Source organism: Rhizobium subbaraonis (genome assembly GCF_900220975.1).
Lineage (GTDB): Bacteria > Pseudomonadota > Alphaproteobacteria > Rhizobiales > Rhizobiaceae > Mycoplana > Mycoplana subbaraonis.
Map to the genome: position 1 here is coordinate 1 of NZ_OBQD01000036.1, position 18,615 is coordinate 18,615.

The 18,615-nt window shown below is 58.7% G+C and carries 23 protein-coding genes; 8 read left to right on the plus strand and 15 right to left on the minus strand.

All coding sequences use genetic code 11. The features are described from left to right. The first annotated feature begins 238 nt into the window (after positions 1-238). Positions 239-409 (plus strand): hypothetical protein, encoded by a 171-nt coding sequence (locus CRO48_RS32565; RefSeq protein ID WP_176526941.1) that lies wholly within the window; start codon positions 239-241, stop codon positions 407-409. 263 nt (positions 410-672) lie between these two features. After that, entirely contained in the window at positions 673-846 is a 174-nt protein-coding gene (locus CRO48_RS32570; RefSeq protein WP_176526942.1) for a hypothetical protein, read from the plus strand. Positions 847-886: 40 nt separating this feature from the next. Here the strand turns inward: CRO48_RS32570 and CRO48_RS29215 are convergent, their stop codons facing one another. Next, positions 887-1,372 (minus strand): thermonuclease family protein, encoded by a 486-nt coding sequence (locus CRO48_RS29215; protein ID WP_097143187.1) that lies wholly within the window; start codon positions 1,370-1,372, stop codon positions 887-889. 26 nt (positions 1,373-1,398) lie between these two features. Then, positions 1,399-1,668 (minus strand): WGR domain-containing protein, encoded by a 270-nt coding sequence (locus tag CRO48_RS29220; protein WP_097143188.1) that lies wholly within the window; start codon positions 1,666-1,668, stop codon positions 1,399-1,401. Between the two features lie 205 nt (positions 1,669-1,873). On the opposite strand from CRO48_RS29220, the gene CRO48_RS29225 reads away from it, so the two are divergent. Next, entirely contained in the window at positions 1,874-2,095 is a 222-nt protein-coding gene (locus CRO48_RS29225; protein ID WP_097143189.1) for a hypothetical protein, read from the plus strand. 183 nt (positions 2,096-2,278) lie between these two features. Here the strand turns inward: CRO48_RS29225 and CRO48_RS31935 are convergent, their stop codons facing one another. The 5 genes from CRO48_RS31935 to traC form a co-directional block, all read right to left on the minus strand. After that, a complete protein-coding gene (locus CRO48_RS31935; protein ID WP_141402145.1) occupies positions 2,279-2,626 on the minus strand; it encodes a hypothetical protein in 348 nt (115 codons plus the stop codon). 320 nt (positions 2,627-2,946) lie between these two features. Then, positions 2,947-3,993, minus strand: a complete 1,047-nt coding sequence (locus CRO48_RS29235; RefSeq protein ID WP_097143191.1) for an IS110 family RNA-guided transposase — start codon at positions 3,991-3,993, stop codon at positions 2,947-2,949. Between the two features lie 256 nt (positions 3,994-4,249). Next, positions 4,250-6,154, minus strand: a complete 1,905-nt coding sequence (gene traG / locus CRO48_RS29240; RefSeq protein WP_097143192.1) for a Ti-type conjugative transfer system protein TraG — start codon at positions 6,152-6,154, stop codon at positions 4,250-4,252. After that, the gene (gene traD / locus CRO48_RS29245; protein ID WP_097143193.1) at positions 6,141-6,356 is read right to left on the minus strand and encodes a type IV conjugative transfer system coupling protein TraD; all 216 of its coding nucleotides are present in this window, start codon (positions 6,354-6,356) and stop codon (positions 6,141-6,143) included. Before traD ends, traG begins: the two co-directional genes overlap by 14 nt. Before the next feature lie 4 nt (positions 6,357-6,360). Continuing rightward, positions 6,361-6,657 carry a conjugal transfer protein TraC gene (traC, locus tag CRO48_RS29250; RefSeq protein WP_097143194.1) on the minus strand — a complete coding sequence of 99 codons (297 nt, stop codon included), beginning with the start codon at positions 6,655-6,657 and terminating at the stop codon, positions 6,361-6,363. Between the two features lie 255 nt (positions 6,658-6,912). Here traC and traA point away from each other — a divergent pair, with 255 nt between their 5' ends. From traA to CRO48_RS29270, 4 genes are read left to right on the plus strand one after another with little or no spacing between them, the layout of a single operon-like run. Next, positions 6,913-10,233, plus strand: a complete 3,321-nt coding sequence (traA, locus tag CRO48_RS29255; RefSeq protein ID WP_097143195.1) for a Ti-type conjugative transfer relaxase TraA — start codon at positions 6,913-6,915, stop codon at positions 10,231-10,233. Next, a complete protein-coding gene (gene traF, locus CRO48_RS29260) occupies positions 10,230-10,796 on the plus strand; it encodes a conjugative transfer signal peptidase TraF (RefSeq protein ID WP_097143196.1) in 567 nt (188 codons plus the stop codon). The genes traA and traF overlap by 4 nt, the downstream gene beginning before the upstream one ends. Then, a complete protein-coding gene (locus CRO48_RS29265; protein ID WP_097143197.1) occupies positions 10,786-11,958 on the plus strand; it encodes a conjugal transfer protein TraB in 1,173 nt (390 codons plus the stop codon). Before traF ends, CRO48_RS29265 begins: the two co-directional genes overlap by 11 nt. Before the next feature lie 15 nt (positions 11,959-11,973). Then, positions 11,974-12,582 (plus strand): TraH family protein, encoded by a 609-nt coding sequence (locus tag CRO48_RS29270; RefSeq protein WP_097143198.1) that lies wholly within the window; start codon positions 11,974-11,976, stop codon positions 12,580-12,582. Positions 12,583-12,630: 48 nt separating this feature from the next. On the opposite strand, the gene CRO48_RS29275 is transcribed toward CRO48_RS29270, so the two are convergent. From CRO48_RS29275 to CRO48_RS29285, 3 genes are all read right to left on the minus strand, one after another. Further along, positions 12,631-13,008 carry a DUF5615 family PIN-like protein gene (locus CRO48_RS29275; protein WP_097143199.1) on the minus strand — a complete coding sequence of 126 codons (378 nt, stop codon included), beginning with the start codon at positions 13,006-13,008 and terminating at the stop codon, positions 12,631-12,633. 4 nt (positions 13,009-13,012) lie between these two features. Beyond that, positions 13,013-13,636 (minus strand): DUF433 domain-containing protein, encoded by a 624-nt coding sequence (locus CRO48_RS29280; protein ID WP_097143200.1) that lies wholly within the window; start codon positions 13,634-13,636, stop codon positions 13,013-13,015. 121 nt (positions 13,637-13,757) lie between these two features. Beyond that, on the minus strand, positions 13,758-13,976 hold the full coding sequence (locus CRO48_RS29285; RefSeq protein WP_097143201.1) for a helix-turn-helix domain-containing protein: 219 nt from the start codon (positions 13,974-13,976) through the stop codon (positions 13,758-13,760). Between the two features lie 139 nt (positions 13,977-14,115). Here CRO48_RS29285 and CRO48_RS29290 point away from each other — a divergent pair, with 139 nt between their 5' ends. Next, positions 14,116-14,436, plus strand: coding sequence for a transcriptional repressor TraM (locus tag CRO48_RS29290; protein ID WP_097143202.1), 321 nt, complete (start codon positions 14,116-14,118; stop codon positions 14,434-14,436). Position 14,437: 1 nt separating this feature from the next. Here the strand turns inward: CRO48_RS29290 and CRO48_RS29295 are convergent, their stop codons facing one another. From CRO48_RS29295 to CRO48_RS29315, 5 genes are all read right to left on the minus strand, one after another. Further along, on the minus strand, positions 14,438-15,139 hold the full coding sequence (locus CRO48_RS29295; RefSeq protein WP_176526943.1) for an autoinducer binding domain-containing protein: 702 nt from the start codon (positions 15,137-15,139) through the stop codon (positions 14,438-14,440). A gap of 216 nt (positions 15,140-15,355) precedes the next feature. After that, positions 15,356-16,654, minus strand: a complete 1,299-nt coding sequence (gene trbI / locus CRO48_RS29300; protein ID WP_097143204.1) for an IncP-type conjugal transfer protein TrbI — start codon at positions 16,652-16,654, stop codon at positions 15,356-15,358. Between the two features lie 14 nt (positions 16,655-16,668). Continuing rightward, on the minus strand, positions 16,669-17,106 hold the full coding sequence (trbH, locus tag CRO48_RS29305; RefSeq protein ID WP_097143205.1) for a conjugal transfer protein TrbH: 438 nt from the start codon (positions 17,104-17,106) through the stop codon (positions 16,669-16,671). Positions 17,107-17,109: 3 nt separating this feature from the next. Continuing rightward, positions 17,110-17,922 (minus strand): P-type conjugative transfer protein TrbG, encoded by an 813-nt coding sequence (gene trbG, locus CRO48_RS29310; protein WP_097143206.1) that lies wholly within the window; start codon positions 17,920-17,922, stop codon positions 17,110-17,112. A gap of 16 nt (positions 17,923-17,938) precedes the next feature. Next, the gene (locus CRO48_RS29315; RefSeq protein ID WP_097143207.1) at positions 17,939-18,601 is read right to left on the minus strand and encodes a conjugal transfer protein TrbF; all 663 of its coding nucleotides are present in this window, start codon (positions 18,599-18,601) and stop codon (positions 17,939-17,941) included. Positions 18,602-18,615: the final 14 nt, after the last annotated feature.

Consider the following 18,615-nt stretch of genomic DNA (forward strand, 5'->3'; position numbering starts at 1 on the left):
TCTTCTCGAAAGTCATGACACGGTTCCTTCTCTGAGTTGCGCAGAATGATCTTAGCATCTCGCGCGACGGGTTCGGAGGGCCGTCCACATCATCAATTTGCTCCACCTGCCCTCAAGGGCAGATTGCGCAAATCGGCTCCCCCACTCCCCGGCTCTGCCGGTCGCTGGCGCGATCCCTGACCCCGTCATCCCCTCTCGGACCGGTTGGTCATCTTTCACAAACGTCAAGGAGACGAAGATGACCTACGAACTCGAAATCCAGATCGAAGAACTGCGGGCCGAGCTGCGCAACGCTGTCGATGTCGCCGAGCACCGTCAAATCCAGGCCGAGCTCGAAATCGCCCAAGCGGAACTGGCCATCGAGGCGGCCGAGATGGATGGCCTTCTAGAAGCAGAGCCGCCCTTCTGAGGTGGCTGTCATCGCCCGCGTGACTTCGACGTCGATCTGTTCCACTTCCCTGGCGATCCCGTTTTATCGACATTGGGAATGATGCGGATCGTGCGTCCCGCCGCAACCTCACGCCGTCAGAATTTTCCCCGCCTGCGGCTCCTCGCGGCCCAAAATTCAGCCGCCATCAGGTCCTGCGCTGCGCTTCGGCCGTTCCGGTGCAGCACTCCTTCCCGATCCGAATTTCATCCCCGCGACAAAACGCAATCGACAGGAGAAACCAAATGCAACAGCTCGCCAAATTCCTTCAGGCAACCGGCCGCCGCCTTCGCATCCTCGCCAGGGTGATCTGTCACTTCTTCCGCAAGGGCAAGCTCGGCTTGAAGATGGCGATCAAGATCCCGTTCTTCGTCGAGGTCGAATTCAATTTCGAGACCGACTGGAACCGACGGCGTTAAACGCCATACCAGCCCGGTTCGTCGGGCCGGTATCTGCAGCTCAACACCATGGTTCTCGCCGGCCGCTCCATGTCCTGGCGAGACCTTCTGAAACCAGAATATCGCCAAGACTCCGCCCGTCTCGGATCAGTACGCGAAGCCGGCGCCCATAGTGGTCGGTGTCCCACCCCGGCCATCCTTTGAGTTCGAACGAACCTTCGTTGAGGAGTTCAAGCATTCTGTCCGTGGCGCGTTTCCCAGCAGCCAGTTCAGACGAGCATTTCGGCTCACTCACCTCTGGTGTGTCGATATCCGCGACACGAATCTTCTGGCCGTTTAACCAGATCGTGTCTCCGTCGACGACGCACGCCTGGCGCGTGCCAGTGGCACATTTTTGGAAGACCACGCTCACCTTCGACGTGGCCCCGGACGCGTAAACGTTATTGTCAGCCGAAACAGAGAAAGTTGCAGGAACTGCGAACATCACCGCCAGGATCAGTTTTATGAAGGCCTGACCAGGAGCAACATTATCTGATGCGTTTTCCATGCCTGTCCCTCCAATTCCGACGCCATCTACCAGATATCGGGGCATGATTGACGGACAGTTACTGAGTAGCCGCGGCGCTTCTTCTGCCGGAGGAGATCGAGGAAGAGGACCACGGCCTCTCGCTCGGTTTTGAAATGGTGGCTCATTGTCTGGCCGTTCGTTCCGATACGTCCCCAACACCGCGTCAGGCAAGCTTCGCCGAACAGGTTGGGCTCGATGGCCATCGCATAGAAACGGGCCATGTTTTTCGTAGCGTCCGTCCTCTCGACGTAGAGATGGTAAGGCTGGGTGATCATGTCGGCATGATCCTGTCTCTAACGCTTCCCGTCCAACGAGAGTTTTGAATCGTTCAGACGCAATCGATTCAATTTCGTGATGTCTCGGCGGACAACGGCAGGCCTCTATTCGACCAAAAGGGAACCTGGCCAACATCAGTACCTCGCGCTTGTCATTGCGCAACGTCTATGGAAAGAAGCCGCCTGCCAATTTCAGGAGGGGCAGATGGAAGACGCTATCCAGATCGACAACCGTGGCGACTTTGGTCTCTGGGCCATCGAAGTGGCCAAGCAGATTGTCGCGGATCAGGGGGTTGAACTTGCACGTGCTGCTCGCGATGGTTCTGAAGACGACGTCCGCGTGGCTGGCAATGCTCTTGGCCAAGCCATATCCAACGCGATGATGGAGGTTTTCGACGGACTGACAGAGGGTGTCTCCGGCGAGTAAGCGACCGTCTGAAGCGGAATGCCTATGTCGGGGGCAGTCGGTCCCGGCTTCCGCTTACGCGGCGCTTCTCTAATCGGCGGGTTCAGGTCAACCTCTGTCGCTACTTCATAACCAGTAAGTGTATGACCCGGAAGGCAGAGGCCATGTATGACTAGACGCAGCATTTGGGGGGGCATCCTGTTCCTATGGACTTTTTTTCTCCACCAGTGCCCACGCTTCTCGCACGATGCCTTCCAGAGCAGCATCAAGCGGATCACCCTGCTGAGGAAGCAGAACCCCCATGCCCTCCGCAAGCTCGCGAATGCGCTCGGCAACTTCATTGCAATTTGAAGACTTTATTCCTCGATGTTCGACGAGATCGACGTAGCAGTACCCCAGTGAAGGTCCGTGCATGTCGCTCATTGCAAGCAGTCTGATGACCGAGGCTCTCCCCTGTTGAAAAGACTTGCTGAACAATGCAGCTTTGATGTCGCTCACTCCAAAAATTAGAGCAATCGTTACTCCTGAGGTCAAAAGTGCAGTGAATCTCATTAATGGCCTCCGCCTTCACCCTCTGCTGAGCGCCAGTTCACCTGGGAAAGCGTTCTGTTGCAAGATGAGATCGTCCGTAATCGTCTGGCCGTAAACCTTCAACGTCTATTCGCGGCCCTTGCTTCTCTCCGGGATCGGCACATGGCCCTCCCATGATGGGGTCCAGTAGATGACGCGGTCCAATCTATGCTGCATCCTGATGACAGATCATCGGAATAAACGCCGCCACGAACTCACATCACCATCGTCCGCGAAGGACGTTTTCCGCCGCTAAGCGGAACCTCTAATTCGAACCTTTCGATTACCTCTGGGGCCGATTGTCATGCCGCTGCGGTTGAGACAGTGTCCTCCCTCGTCCAACGAAACTCGGTGCCATCTACCCACATGCGATGCATGACGACAGCGAGACGGCGGGCTAGTGCCACTTTGGCCTTCTTGCTGCCATGGCGCTTGGCGATATTCATGGCCCATGCCTTCAGCCAGCACCATTTGACCACGCGCGTCATCATCGACTGGGCGGCTTCATACAGCAGTCGCCGCATCATTGCGTCCCCGCGTAGAGAGACATGGCCGACCCTGCTCATTTCGCCGGACTGTTTCAGGACAGGGGTGAGGCCCAATATCGCTCCGACTGATCGGGAATGACGAAATCTGCTGGGAATATCGATCGTCGAGACATAGGCGAGCGAGACGATAGGTCCAACGCCAGGCACCGTCATCAGGCGCTTGCAAACCTCATCCTGCTTCGCCTCGGCTAGAACCCTCTTTTCCAGTTTGGCGAGCCCTTCTCGCAACTTGCGTCGTGCGGCGAGCAGTGGCTCCATGATTTCCGCCAACTCAGTATCGTGTTCGACAAGTTCGAGTATCCTTCTCTCGAACGTGCCTCCCGAGACCTTACCGACCTTCAGTCCGAAGTTGCGCAGGAGCCCACGCATCTCGTTCTCCAGGTCGATCGCCTTTTCCTGCAGCAACGATCGGGCCGTTAGCAAGGCGCGACGCTTCTGGCTGGTAAGCGTCTTCACATGCACGTCCTTGAACAGGCCGACCCGCATCATATGTGCGATACCGCGTGCATCGTTCCTGTCGCTCTTGTTCTGCTGAAGAGCGTCGAGAAAAGCTTTGGTATGCCGCGTCTCGATGCAGAATACCGGGAAGCCAGCTTTTGCCAGCCCTTCAAACAGCCACTGCGATAGCGGCCCTGCCTCAACGCCCACCCTCTCCAAGCTGAAAGCCGGATCGCTTAGCATGGCAACAAGGTCATCAGGGTGGGAGACCACCTTGCGTTCCCGACATAGCTGTCCGTTTTCATCGACGATACAGACGCTCGTTTCTTTGACCGAGACATCGAGGCCGGCATAGTGCTTCATGACTGCAATCCTCCGCATGATGGTTGTGCCTGGTTTCCGACAGGTCACTTTTATCATCGGCAGTGAAGTGCGGCTCATTCTTCCGCGCGGATGAGATGGGGCACGAAGCCGATTAGGCCATCTATGCTAAGCCTCCTGCGGCTGCCCGATATCCGACCGAAGCATGACGAGAATTCCCGAAATCACGCCCTGTCGGTCGTCGCTATGCTGATTTCTCCGATGCTCTTCATTGTTCGTCTGAAGGCGCTTCGCGCCATCAAAACCTGCTCAGCTTAACGCAGGTTGTCATATCTTTCCGGCGGAACCAGATGGCGCGCCCGCATCTCAGTGGCGGGTTGCCTGCTGTGAATACGATCTGCTCGTCGGCGCGCATTCGAAGCACTTCGTGTGGCTGGATGAGCGGCCGGGCGGCCAGCTGCTTCGACCGCGTCCGCGACGACCCGCGGGATTGGAAGCTGCGGCTGACCTGATCGATTTCGACCGTCGTCATGCCGCAACGGCGGGAGATGTAGTCTGCGGTCTCCGGATCGTTGATGGCGGCGAAACTGATCCAACTCGCACTCTCGAACCACTTGCTGGAAGCGTCGCGTCCGCCATAAGTTTCTCGCAGCTGGCCGATCGACTGGTAGATCATCGTCAGTGTGATGCCATACTTGCGGCCGGCGTCTCGCGCTGTCTCCAGAATGCGCATGTAACCGAGGCGCGCGATCTCATCGAGCAGGAACAACGCGCGACCTTCCATGGCACCATCCCGATTGTAGATTGCGTTGAGGAACGAGCCGATTACGACACGCGCCAGCCCGGCATGGGTCTCAAGCGTCTTCAGGTCGATGTTGATGAACACATCCGTTTTGCCGGATGCGATATCGTCAGTCCGGAACGTCGAGCCCGACACCACCGCTGCATAGTTCTGATACGAGAGCCAATGTGTTTCCTTGATGGCATTGGCATAGACGCCCGAGAAGGTTTCCGGCGTCATGTTGACGAAGGCGGCCACGTTCTCTTTGACAAAATCCGATCCGGAATTGTCGTAGATATCCTGCAGGCGCTGTCGAAGCTTCGGCTCGGGTTCGGACAAGTTTTCGCGGACTTGGCGGAGCGTTTGCCGCTCCGTTGGTGTGTGACCGGACAGGCAGACATCAGCAATGATCGCCGTCAGGAGCTGCAGGCCGGAGGCACGGAAGAAGTCGTCGCGGACGCCACTCGCGCGACCGCTGTCGCTCATGATCCATGACGCGACAGAGGCGATGTCCTCCTCCTTCGTACCGCCATACTGGCCGACCCAGTCGAGTGCATTGAAGCCCGTCGCGGGTTTCCGCGGATCGAGAATCCTGACCCGCCTCCCCGCCTCCTCCCGATGTTTCGAGACCATGGGCGCGACCTCGTTCGACGGATCGAGCACGACGAGCGATCCGCCCCACTTCAACGCCGTTGGGATCGTCACCGAGGTCGTTTTGAAACCGCCCGATCCCGCAAAGACGATGCCGTGCGATGAGCCGAATGAGCCGTCGAAGCAGAGCAGCGGGGACTTGCCCCCGGCGCCCCAGGTCTCGCCGTTATCGGCACGGAACGAGACACCGGCGACACTGTCGCGGTCCACGCGATATCGTTCACCGACGACGATGCCGCCAGAGCCTGGGAAGAGCTTCTCCGCTTCGGTAAGCTTCATCCAGTCGGCCTCGCCGTGCAAGGCACGCTTGCCGGTAATGCGTGTCGGCGTAGCACGCGCGAAGGCGGCATTGCCGACCATCGCCACACGGATCGCAAAGCAGCCGGACATGAATGCCGCGGCCGCGCCGATCATGGTCGATGGATCCAGATAGGAGAGCGCGGATTGTCCCGCTGGCACCTGTGAGGAAAGCTCTGCCAAGCGCCCGCCTTCTCGCACGCAAGCTATCAGGATGACCACGGCGTTTCCGATTGCAGCACCAACGCCTGCGGCGCAAATGCTTGCCGAGCCGGCTGTTGCGAACAGCAGAACCAGGGCAAGTGCAGCCGCCGCCACGTAGGGTGCGGCGATCCCTGCTCGTCCCAGAACTATCTTCGCCGCCTCGGTCTGCCCAAACCCGGAGAGCCATGTCTCCATCCCTGTCATCGTGAACACAGTCGCCACCATCATGGCCACGGGCAAAGAGAAGAGAACGACCCTATTCACCTTCATTGCCGAACGCCTTCGTCCCGATTGCCGTCAACCGTGTCCGTTCGCTGTCGTCCGACTTCAGCCGCTGCTGTAAATCGATCAACGCGCCGAGCAAAAGCGCACGCTTCTCGAAGCGAAGACCGGCTTTGACGATCAGGCCCCCAAGTTCGATCTTGTCTCGCGTGTCCCTCTTCCGGGCGTCGGACGTTAGGCTCTTGCTCATGCGCTCAAGCCTCAGTAGTGCCGCCCGAAGTCGTGCCACTCGTGACCGCTTCGGATTGGCCACGGAGCGTGCTGCTTTCCCCCGCCCCTTTCCTTCCGCTCGTACCTGCCTTGCCTCCGCGAAAGCATTTGCCTAATTCCTCGAAAGCCGCTAGGAGCTCCGTCTCCTCGATGTCGACCTCACCAAGCCCCGCCCGAAGCGCAATGCGACCGATACGCTCGGCCTCTCTCGTTTCCGCGTGCTTGAGCTGTTCCTGAAGTTTGGCGATTTCTTTGCGGATCTTGGAGGATGGCTTCTTCATCTCTGGATTGTCCCTGTTGCCTGCATGACGTGGTTGACGCGGCCAGAGTCGTTCAGATCGGCGTGCCGATCTACTGACAGAAATGCGAGTAGGCGGAGCCTACGCTTTTGAGCATCATCCCGTCCGTTCGTAAGGACGGATCCGAAGGGCGCAATTATACGTCGCTGATGCGACGCTCTGCTTTTGCCCCCTCGCGGTGCCTTCCGGCTCCTGACGAACACATTGATTTTGTTCGAACGAAGGAGTTTGCTCGTCATGGCCGTCCCGCATTTTTCAGTCAGCATCGTTGCACGCGGCTCCGGTCGCAGTGCCGTGCTGTCGGCGGCGTACCGGCACTGCGCCAAGATGGACTATGAGCGGGAAGCCCGGACTATCGACTACACCCGCAAGCATGGCCTGCTGCACGAGGAGTTTGTCATTTCCCCCGATGCGCCTCAATGGCTGCAATCGATGATTGCCGATCGGTCTGTCTCGGGAGCGTCGGAAGCGTTCTGGAACAAGGTTGAGGAGTTTGAGAGACGGTCTGATGCGCAGCTTGCAAAGGATGTCACCATCGCCCTGCCGATCGAGCTGTCTGTCGAGCAGAACATCGAGCTCGTGCGGGATTTCGTGGCGAGACACATAACGGCCGAGGGCATGGTGGCCGACTGGGTCTTTCACGATGCACCAGGCAATCCGCATATCCATCTGATGACCACTTTGCGGCCGCTGACCGAAGACGGGTTCGGTTCGAAAAAGGTGGCGGTGACGGGACCTGACGGCAAAGCGCTGCGCAATAACAGCGGCAAAATCGTCTATGAGCTTTGGGCCGGTGGGCTTGATGATTTCAACGCGTTTCGCGACGGCTGGTTTGCCTGCCAGAACCGGCATCTGGCACTTGCCGGTCTCGATATCAGGATCGATGGGCGGTCCTTCGAGAAGCAGGGCATCGAGCTGACGCCGACGATCCATCTTGGCGTTGGCACGAAGGCGATCGAGAGGAAAGCAGCCAGTGGGAATGGACCTGCGGAAGAGAAGGCTGCGCTCGAACGGCTGGAGCTGCAGGAGGAGCGGCGAGCAGAGAACGCCCAACGGATCCAGCGCAATCCAGCGATTGTTCTCGACCTGATCACGCGGGAAAAGAGTGTCTTCGACGAACGCGATGTCGCCAAGGTCCTACATCGCTATATCGACGATGTGGGCCTCTTCCAGAGCCTGATGGCGCGCATCCTGCAATTGCCTGAGACCCTTCGGCTTGATCGCGAGCGAGTGGACTTTGCGACCGGGGTTCGGGCGCCGACAAAGTACACCACACGGGAGCTGATCCGGCTCGAGTCTGAGATGGCGAACCGCGCGACCTGGCTATCGCAGCGGTCTTCGCATGGCGTCGGGAAAACGGTGCTCGAGAGGACCTTCGCGCACCATGAACGGCTTTCTGATGAGCAAAAAGTCGCCATCGAACATGTCGTTGGTGTTGAGCGGATCGCCGCTGTGATAGGCCGCGCAGGTGCTGGCAAGACCACGATGATGAAGGCGGCGCGTGAGGCCTGGGAAGCGGCCGGCTACCGTGTCGTCGGTGGTGCGCTTGCCGGCAAGGCGGCTGAAGGTCTGGAGAAGGAAGCGGGCATCGTCTCCCGTACCCTGTCGTCCTGGGAACTCCGCTGGGATCAGGGTCGCGGGCAACTCGACCACAAGACGGTTTTCGTTCTGGACGAGGCTGGCATGGTGTCGTCGCGGCAAATGGCGACATTCGTCGAAGCTGTCACCAAAGCCGGCGCCAAGCTCGTGCTTGTCGGCGATCCGGAGCAGCTTCAACCGATCGAAGCGGGCGCCGCCTTCCGCGCTATTGCCGATCGCATCGGCTATGCCGAACTCGAAACAATCTATCGCCAGCGAGAGCAATGGATGCGCGACGCATCGCTCGATCTCGCGCGCGGCCATGTTGGCAAAGCCCTCGCAGCCTATCAGTCGAACGGCAAAATGATTGGCTTAGAGCTGAAGGCCGATGCGGTCACCAACCTCATCGCTGACTGGAACCGCGATTACGATCCCGCCAAGTCCACATTGATCTTGGCGCACCTGCGCCGTGACGTCCGCATGCTGAATGAGCTGGCGCGCATGAAACTGATCGAGCGCGGCATCATCGAGCAGGGACTTGTATTCAAAACCGCCGATGGCAACCGCAACTTTGCAGCCGGCGACCAGATTGTCTTCCTGAAGAACGAGGGTTCAATCGGCGTCAAGAACGGCATGCTGGGCAAGGTGCTGGAAGCCACACCGGGTCGCCTCGTGGCCGTGATTGGCGAGGGTGAACATCAACGGCATGTCACGGTCGAACAGAGCTTCTACAACAATATTGACCACGGCTACGCAACCACGGTGCACAAGAGCCAGGGCGCCACTGTCGACCGGGTCAATGTGCTGGCGTCGCTGTCCCTTGATCGTCACCTCACCTATGTCGCGATGACCCGCCACCGCGAGGATCTCGGCGTCTATTACGGCCGCCGATCCTTCGCCAAGGCAGGCGGTCTGGTCGAGATCCTGTCGCGCAGGAATTCCAAGGAAACGACGCTCGATTATGCCGGCGGTAGCACCTACCGGCAGGCACTCCGCTTTGCGGAAGCGCACGGCCTTCACATCATCAACGTTGCCAGGACCGTCGCTCGTGACCGTCTCGAATGGACGGTCCAGCAGAAGCAGAAGCTCGTCGACCTTGCCGGCAAGCTTGCGGCCATCGGCGCCAAGCTCGGCTTTGCAACATCGACGGCCAGAACAGTTCCTGTTGCAGAAAAGGAGACCAAGCCCATGGTGGCCGGTATCACCACCTTCCCGAAATCGATCGATCAGACCGTTGAGGATAAACTCGCCGCAGACCCAGCGCTCAAGAAGCGATGGGAAGAAGTCTCGATGCGCTTCCATCACGTCTACGCGCAGCCGGAAGCAGCATTCAAGACAGCGAACGTCGATGCGATGCTGCGCGACCAGTCGGCTGCGGAAAAGACGATCGCCAGAATTGCCAACGAGCCTGAAACCTTCGGTGCCCTCAAGGGCAAGACGGGCCTACTGGCCAGCCGCGGCGACAGGGCGGACCGGGACCGGGCGCTTAAAAATGTGACGCCGCTCGCCGACAGCATCAGCGATTATCTCCGCCAGCGTGGCGATGCCGAGCGGCGAAATCATGCCGAGGAGCTGGCGGTGCGTCGGCGGGTTGCGCTGGATATCCCCGCTCTCTCGTCCAATGCGAAAAGCGTGCTTGAGCGTGTGCGTGATGCCATCGACCGCAACGACCTGCCTTCGGGTCTTGAATACACGCTCGCCGACAAAATGGTGAAGGCCGAACTCGAAGGTTTCGCGAAGGCGGTTACCGAACGTTTTGGAGAGAGGACGTTCTTGCCCCTTGCCGCGAAGGACCCCAATGGCGAGGCGTTCCTGCGGGTGACGTCTGGCATGAACACTGCGCAGAGGAGCGAAGTGCAACAGGCCTGGAATACGATGCGGACGGTGCAGCAGCTGTCCACCCATGAGCGCAGCGTGACGGCGCTCAAGCAGGCGGAAGCATTGCGCCAGACGAGATCCCAGGGGCTCTCTCTCAAATGAAGAAGCGCCATCGATCTAAAGAGCTCTTGCGCACGAAGCGGCTCGTCTGGTTCTATCGGATCAGCAGCGTCAGCCTGTTCACACTTGGCCTCATTGTGCTGCTCGGAGGTCAGGGCTTCAGGGTCAATCTGACGCCGAGCGAACCGCTGGGCCTGTGGCGGATCGTCGAGCCCGATCGTCCGGTCCTTGTTGGCGATCTGATCTTTATCTGCCCACCCGCCACCGACGAGATGCGTGAAGCGCGCGCGCGTGGATATTTGCGCTTCGGGCTTTGCGCCGGCCGCGTCGCGCCATTGATCAAGACCGTTGTTGCGGAGTCTGGGCAGGAGATCGAAATCCACGACAATGTCCGCGTCGATGGTCGTCCGCTCCCTCACTCGCGCGTTGCACGGACTGACGGCCAGGGGCGGGAGATGGTGCACTACCACGGTGGTTTTGTTCCGCCTGGCACGGTCTTTCTCCATTCCGAATTTCCCGGGGCGTTTGATAGCCGATATTTCGGTCCTCTGCCGATAGAGGGGATCCTCGGACTGGCGCAGGAGGTCTGGACCTATGCGCCGTGAGCTCTTCCGAACTTGTGTCCTCGTCGCATTATCAATGAACGCCGGATGGATCGGTTGGAGCGGTCATGTGCTCCTTCTTCCGGTCGCCGTCGCCTTCCCGCTGCTCTGGTCTTTGGCACGAACGCGCCTGCAGGCGGTGGCTGTCTCCGTTGCCTACTTCCTCGCGGCATCGCGTGGTTTGCCGCAGGGGGTGGCGAATTTTTATGGTCAGGACATCTGGCCCGGACTTTTGCTCTGGCTTGTCGCCTCTTCCGCGTTTGTCACGGTCCATTCTGTGCTCTGGACGAATCGTAAGGGATGGCGGAAGCCGTTCCGATACATGGCTGCTTGTATCGCCATGGCGGTTCCACCATTCGGCATTGTGGGATGGGCGCATCCGATCACGGCTGCCGGCGTTCTGTTTCCAGGGTGGGAATGGTGGGGTCTGGCAGTGATGGCAGCCGGCCTGGCCGTCATGGTGACGCCTTGTGGGCCGGCTGCAGCCACGGCCTTTGCAGGCCTATGGCTCTGGTCCGCCGCCGAGTGGACGACGCCGATTCTACCTGCGGAGTGGACCGGTGTCGATCTGGAAATGGGTGCATCTCTCGGACGCGAGGCTGGCCTCCAGCGGCAACAGGACCTGATCGATGTTGCTCGCGCCCAACCCGTCGGCTCAACGATTGTATTTCCGGAGAGCGCTGTTGGCTTCTGGACGCCGACGGTTGCTCGCGTCTGGCAACGCGCTCTCAGCGGGACGGACATAACGGTCATCGCCGGCGCGGCACTCATCGAGGAGCGAGGCTACGACAATGTGCTGGTGACGATGTCCGCTCAGAGGGCGGAGGTTCTCTACCGGGAGCGAATGCCTGTCCCTGGATCGATGTGGCAGCCGTGGCGGAGCTGGATGGGTAATGGCACTGGTAGCGAAGACGCCGCACGGGCGCATTTCTTCGCCAACCCCGTCGTCGAAGTCGGCACTGCAAGAGTCGCGCCGCTGATCTGCTACGAGCAGCTCCTTGTCTGGCCGGTGTTACAATCGGCGTTCCACCGGCCCGATACCATCGTCGCAGTCGGTAACGGCTGGTGGACTGTGGGGACGTCAATCATCGACATTCAGAAGGCGAGCAGCACGGCCTGGGCACGCCTATTCGATCTTCCTCTCATCATCTCGTTCAACACTTAAGGTTTTGGAGTTTGTATGCTGGATGCTGCGCTAATCAAGGAATGTGCCGACCCATCGTTGAAGCCTGATATCGTCGAGCAGTTCGTGCAGGCCGTCGGCTCGGAGGATCCGCTTGCGATCTCAGTCAGATCCGCCGGCCGACTGATCCTCATTCCCAAACCTAAAACGCCTAAGGAGGCGATCGAAATCGTTCGCGAAAACATTGGCGGCTCTATCGTACGAGTCGGCCTCACCCAGATCCCGGCTGGCATTGGCCTGAAAGACGCGTCGGAGCTGAAGGTGGATCTCGTCGATCCCTGCGCCAATCTTCGGATTGGCACAGCGATGTTCGCCAAGATCCTCCGCATCGTTGCGAAGTGGTATGGAAATCCGACGAGCGAAGAGGTTTTCCCGCAGCTGTTCGATGATGCGATCCACGCCTGGCGGACCGGCAAGTTCGAGGGTGAGAGCGTGTTCCAGGCCGTGGATCCGGGTGGCGCGGTCGTGCAGCGTTCGAAGGTGGAGGTCGAGAATGCCGACAACGCCGAGGATAATGCACCCGCTGAAATACCAGAGGAAACGCCGATCAAGCCCAACGACGCCGGCATCCGGATCGATCTGACGAGGATTGGAGGCCAGAAATAGTGACCGGACCCGACCTCCGCTTCTGGAGTAGGCGAGTTTGGGATGTGCTCAGCTTGCCGGCAGAGAGTACCGTGTGAGAACCGCCTCATCGCCCTCGATGCTGACCTCGATCACCTCGTTCAAGAGTTCATCGCCGCCGGCCATCTCCTCCAGGATGAGTGTGAACAGGTCGCGCTGCAATGCCGGAACGACTTGAGGCACGATGATAACCAATCCGGCATGGATCTCTTCATTGCAGTAGAGTTTTCTGAAATCCCGCGCGTTGTTGGTGACGAAGGTGTAGTCCTCCGCAACAATGCGGGGCATCAGATCCCAATCCTTTTCACCGCTCAATCCCAACCAGTTGACATGGAAGCCATCGTGGCCGTTATCCTGAGCAACGGCCACGAGAGAGGTGTGCAGGCATTCATCAATCAGGAACTTCACGATATTAGCTGTCGGAAGTTTTGATGGCGGCCTTCGGAATCGAAAGACGCTTTGCGGATTTCACGGTCGCGCCAAGGTCTGAGAGTTTGCGAGGCCGGCCTCGTGCCGGGTGAGCGGCAGTCCAGATCTCCGCGAGTTCGACCATGCGCGCGGTGAGCGAAGGATAGCCCTCGACGATCTCCTCGGTGGTCGCACCCTGGGCCTTCATTGCGGCAATTGTCCTGACAGGGACGCGGGTCTTGTTGAAAACAGGTTCGCCGCCAAGGACACCCTTCACGGATTCAATCGCCCGCTCAGCTTCCCGAAGTGCCTCCGCACGCGCAGCAAGCTGTTCGCGGGCGCGGGCAACATCGACGATCAGATAGTCATCTGCCCGTACAGTATCGGCGTCCGGATTCTGGTCAATCGTGTCGAAAAGCCGCTGGCGGCGCTCGGCGGACAAGATCGAGCCGACCCCGTACCACAGCTTGAGACGCAGCAAGTCGTCGTCAGAGAGTGCCCTACCCTCCTCTTCGGAACGCCGTCGTGCGATGATCCGCTTGTCGATAGCGTTGTGTACCGATTTTACGGCGATTTCGCTGACGGCAGCCGCTTCCGCTGGTGTATAGGCACGCGACATCTGAGCCATAATTATTCTCCTTATGGAGAAGGTATAGAGACTTTATCGTGCGTTGTGAAGTGGGACTTCCATTCTTCGTACGGGCCGAGAGAATCCCAGCAGTTCGGGCTAATAAGACAATTTTCAAAATTCAGTCTTCTTGGTCGGGCGTGACCAGTTCGACGTGGCTGACCCCGAGGGCCTGGGCGATTTCATAAAGTGTGACGATGGAGGGGTTTCGCTTCCCTCTTTCGAGACCGCTCAGATACTGCTGGCTGAAGCCTGAGCGCGCTTCGACATCCTCCTGCGTCAGACCTTTTTCCCGACGAAGGCGGGCGAAATTTCGGCCGACCAGCTTGCGCATATCCATGCGCGGAAGATCACCGTTTACATACTTTAAGTTTATCAACTATAGTATGTAACTGATTTCTATATCGGCTTGCCCCGCCGCACGTCAGATTTTTAAGACGGTTTACACCGACCGCATATGGGCAGTAACTGGATCGATCATGTTCAAAGCAAATGCAGACGGGCCTGTGTCTGATAACAAACTCATATTGCGTCCACTCATCGGTTTAATGAGTGATCAACCGCCTGAAGAGATCGAACGCCATGTTGTGCGGGAGATTGAGAAACATCGCCGCTTGCGCAACGACGCAGTCATGCTCGAAGCGAAAGTCGATGCTGCAGCCGACTCAGACACGGTGAGAGAGGCGAGCGAAGACTACATCCAGGCGATGATTGCGGTGCATGCCCAGCAGACGGTCGTGTCCACGCTTCTCGACATTCTGGGCTATATTCCAGACATGCCGAGATCAAAGGGACACTAATTCAGATAAGGCCGAACTTTGTGGCCATGGCTGTCGCCTGCGGCAAGGTCGTCGCACCCAATGCAGCCTTGGCATTGCGAATGAAGAAGGCGACATTGGCATAGGTGGTGTTCTCGATGATCGCGATCGCACGCATCGATTTACCCTCGGCGGACCATCGCAAGCAAGTCAACTCATCCGACTTCAATCGAATTGGCGTTCGAAAGGTTGGCTTCGCTCCCATGCCTTCGAGCCTCGCATGCAGTTGCGCGACTGCCGAAGCCGCAACGACCGGGTTCAGCTGTTGTCCTTGGGCGAAGTCCGCATCTGCTGAGGCAAGTGTAAGCATCGCCATACGCCCGAAGCCCGCCTTGATCGGAATGGTAATCCCTGAGCGGATTCCGAACTCACCGGCCTCTCCGTAGAAGGCCCTGCGCTCCTTGCTCATTCGCAGTGATGCTTCATTGGACCACGCGAAGGCCTCAAACTTGTCGCGGGCGTTTCGCACGACTGGATCAATCGATGCATATGCTCTTTCGAGATATCGCTGCTGCCACTCAATGTCATAGTTTGAGATTGCCGTGTGGGTTTCTGCCTGAAGGCTCAGATACGCATAGGCGCCAAAACCTGCCTCCTGACTGAGTTTTTCCAGGGTGGCCCTCACTGCAGCTTCGTCGTGAGCCAGGGCGACCTGCTCGGTCAAACGCTCAAACCATTGATTCAATTTACAGCCTCCTTCGACTGAGGGTGTGACTGCAGCACAGTTGCAGTCATCCAGAGATGCCCTTGGCTGAGGGCGTGATGGCTCCGAGGTAAGTCGCCGCACAGACGCATGCGGCGTTAAAGTTGACCATTAAATGATAGTTTTTAGCTATGCAAGATTGCATTAGGTCATAACGATTCAATCTGACTGCGGCATTTGCAGGGCATGACTGGTCGGCTAATCGCGATACGCGGCTCGAAAGACGATGTCCTGATCTACCAACACGTTGAATTTGTAGCCCGGCCGTATCCTGACCGTCGGCTGGACATTCAGATTTTTTGAGATGCTTTGCTCGGCCACTCGACCGAAGCTCTCGGCAAAATTCCGACGGGCCGCGTCAGATGCGGTATCCTGCGTCGCGAGCGTCGAGGTTTCAGGGATCGAAATGTCGATGCCTGTGCCGATGATGGCAATGAGCGCGGCAGAGCCAAACGTACGCCAGAGGTGGCGATCGACCTTGTCCTTGAAGCCGCCATAGCCCTCGGCATCCGTGCCGGCCATGCCGCCGATCTGAAGTGTAGATCCATTCGGGAATATGAGGTCCGTCCAGACGACCAACACTCGCTCCTGCCCGAACGATACCTTGGAATCGTACCGCCCAAAGAGTTTCGCCCCCTGCGGGATGAGCAGCCGGTAGCCCGTGGCACTGTCATAGACATTCTGGCTAACCTGCGCCGAGATCCGTCCCGGAAGGTCGGAGTTCAGGCCCGTGATCATGGTCGCAGGGATGACAGATCCACGCTTCAGCTCGTAGGGCGAGAGCTGCGGGACCACCTGGTTTGGCAGATAGCCAAGATCCTTGATGTCCTGGTTGAAGAAGTCTTCCTTTGAGGTCTGGCCGTTTTGATCGGCGTTCTGTCCGAGTAGTCCGGACTTCATTGCGGCGCTGTAGAGATCGGATGCGCTGTTCGTCGCGGAATTGAACGGTTGCCGGGCATCGATTGTAGTTTCCGACGAGCTTTTCTGCACCTCGGACACATCTACCTTGAGCGGGGAGTCTAGCGCTGTTGCGCGAGCCTGAATGCTTGCCATACGCTGACGCTGCGCCTCACGGAGTATTTGCTCATCTTGTTCGCGTTTCAGCCGCGCTCTCCACTCGGCCTCGGGCTCAAGTTGCGTTCTGTGTTCCGTTCGGGTGACTTCTTGACGATCCGCCACCGGCACTCTCATGCGCTCACGCTCGATGACGACAGGTGTCGGCTGGAACACTTCCCGTTGCTCCGGCTCGCCGATAATCCCGTCAGACACGCCACGCTTCAGCTGATCGCCAAATGAGGTGGCGGGAGCGGTGGTAACTGTGTCGAGCTCGTTTCCCCGGTTGAAGGAAAGGCCACGCCACGAAAGGCCGATGATGACCACGCCGAAAAACAGAACAATGATGACGATAGCGACGATGATTGGCAGGCGATTGAGGCGTCGCATGCTCTGTTGATCATCAGAATTACCCGCCGTGCCGAGTTGGAGCGATTGAACCATGGTCTCGCCTTCCCTCAGTTTCGCTGCATGACCGAAAGCGGACTGGCGGGTGTCGCGCCTGATGAGGTCGTCGTATAGACCCGACCAAGCGCAACGGTTGGTGTGCTGACTTGCGCCAGTATCTGACCATCGAAACTGTCGATCGACCACGCAAACTCGACAGGCTTCTGATCTTTACTGACTTTCTTATCGGTAACGACCGCGTACCCCCATCCCTTTAGCGCGGCCTCAAGAGCGGCGGCGTATTCGGAGGTATCTTTTTCCATTTTGAGCGTCGTGGTGCCGGCAGGTCCAAGCTGTTCGGCAAGCCGGCTTGCCATATCGCCGGCGATTACGCTTGCGGTGCTCCCTGTGACAGAAATCGGCGTAGAACTTGTGGGCAGCGTCTCATCCGCAGTCTGGCAACCAGAAAGAACGGCGGTGATGATGATGGCGACGATGGTCTTGTTCATGGGTCAACCTCCGCGCCGGATCGTGATCTTTTGCTGGCGCCAGCCGACCCCAGAGACGAGCACAGCCTTGTCGACGGCGTAGTCGACGATCATCACGTCGTTCTTCATGCGGTAGTTGACGATGCGGTTCTGGCCGCCGCTGACGACGAATAGCACCGGAGCGTCCTGCCCAGAGATGGACCGTGGAAACTGGATGTAGGTTTTGACGCCATCGGAATAGACGCGCTTCGGCCGCCATGAGGCTCCGCCGCTAACCGAATAGGCGAAGTTCAGCTTATCTGGAGCAGTTCCGGGAGTGCCGCCAGTCTCGAGCCGGGCATTGATGTCAGCCAGCTTGGTCGACACATCTTCCGGATACTCGAAGCCGATCCGCGCCATATACTGGCTGGGATGGGATTTAAGCTGGATATGGTAGGTTCGTCGAGAGGTCGTGACGACCATTGACGTGACGAGGCCGGCCTCGGACGGCTTGACGATCAGGTGGATCGCCTGTCCACCGGTTGCTCCAGACGTCGCCGGTTCTACCTTCCAGCGGACCGTGTCACCGACAAGCACGTCTCGGACGATCTCGCCACCCTGCAGCTCGATGTCACAAACCTGAAGCGGCGAGCACACAACCGAGGGCTGGGTTTCGCCGAACAGAAAGATCACTTTGCCATCAGGTCCCGTCGTGACTAGACCCGGCGTCCCCCGCCACTTCCGCGAGAGGTTGGTCCCCTTCACCTCGTTCGACGTCATGCTCTGTGCGGCCGCGCAATCCGCGAGGACGAGTCCCACCATGCAGCCGACGGCCGCGATCAATCCTGTTCTGTGCATGTCAATTCCCCTGCCCTTAAAGCTGTGCAGTCCAGTCGAAGTCCTGGACATAAAGACCGATCGGGTTGAGGCGGATGATCGCCTCGTCCTGTGGAGCGGTGAGCGCGACCGTCGCGATGCCGCGGAACCGCCTCGTGCCGGTCTCCTTGCCCTTGCGATCGCGCTCATATTCGGTCCAGTCGATCTGATAGGTCTGGTTGGACAGCGCTACGATGTTGTTGACCTCGATGGCAACGGTCGATGTCTTGGCCTTTTCGAACGGCGAATTCCCGCGAAACCAGGCATTGATTTTCTGCGTCGAGGGATCGGACGTCCTGAGCAGCGCGTAGGTCCGGTCGATGTATTGCTTCTGCACCACGGCATCCGGCGTGATCGATTTCAGGCTTGTGATGAAGTTGCCGAGCGTTGCGCGAACGACCCGGGCATCGGCGTACTCGATCTGCTGCGGGAAGCCTGCTGTCACCGACGTGCCGAGTTTATCGACTTCGACGATGTAGGGCACCAGCTTGACCTGCGTGCTGAGATACATGGCATAGGTGAAGCCAATCACGGCCATCGATAGCCCAAGAATGCCGACGATCCTCCATGCGCGTGCGGCCTGGACATAGGATCCATATCGTTCCGTCCATTCCTGCCGGGCGGCAAGGTAAGGGCTGTCGGGCGGCTGATTTGCTGCCATCGCTTTTGCCTTCC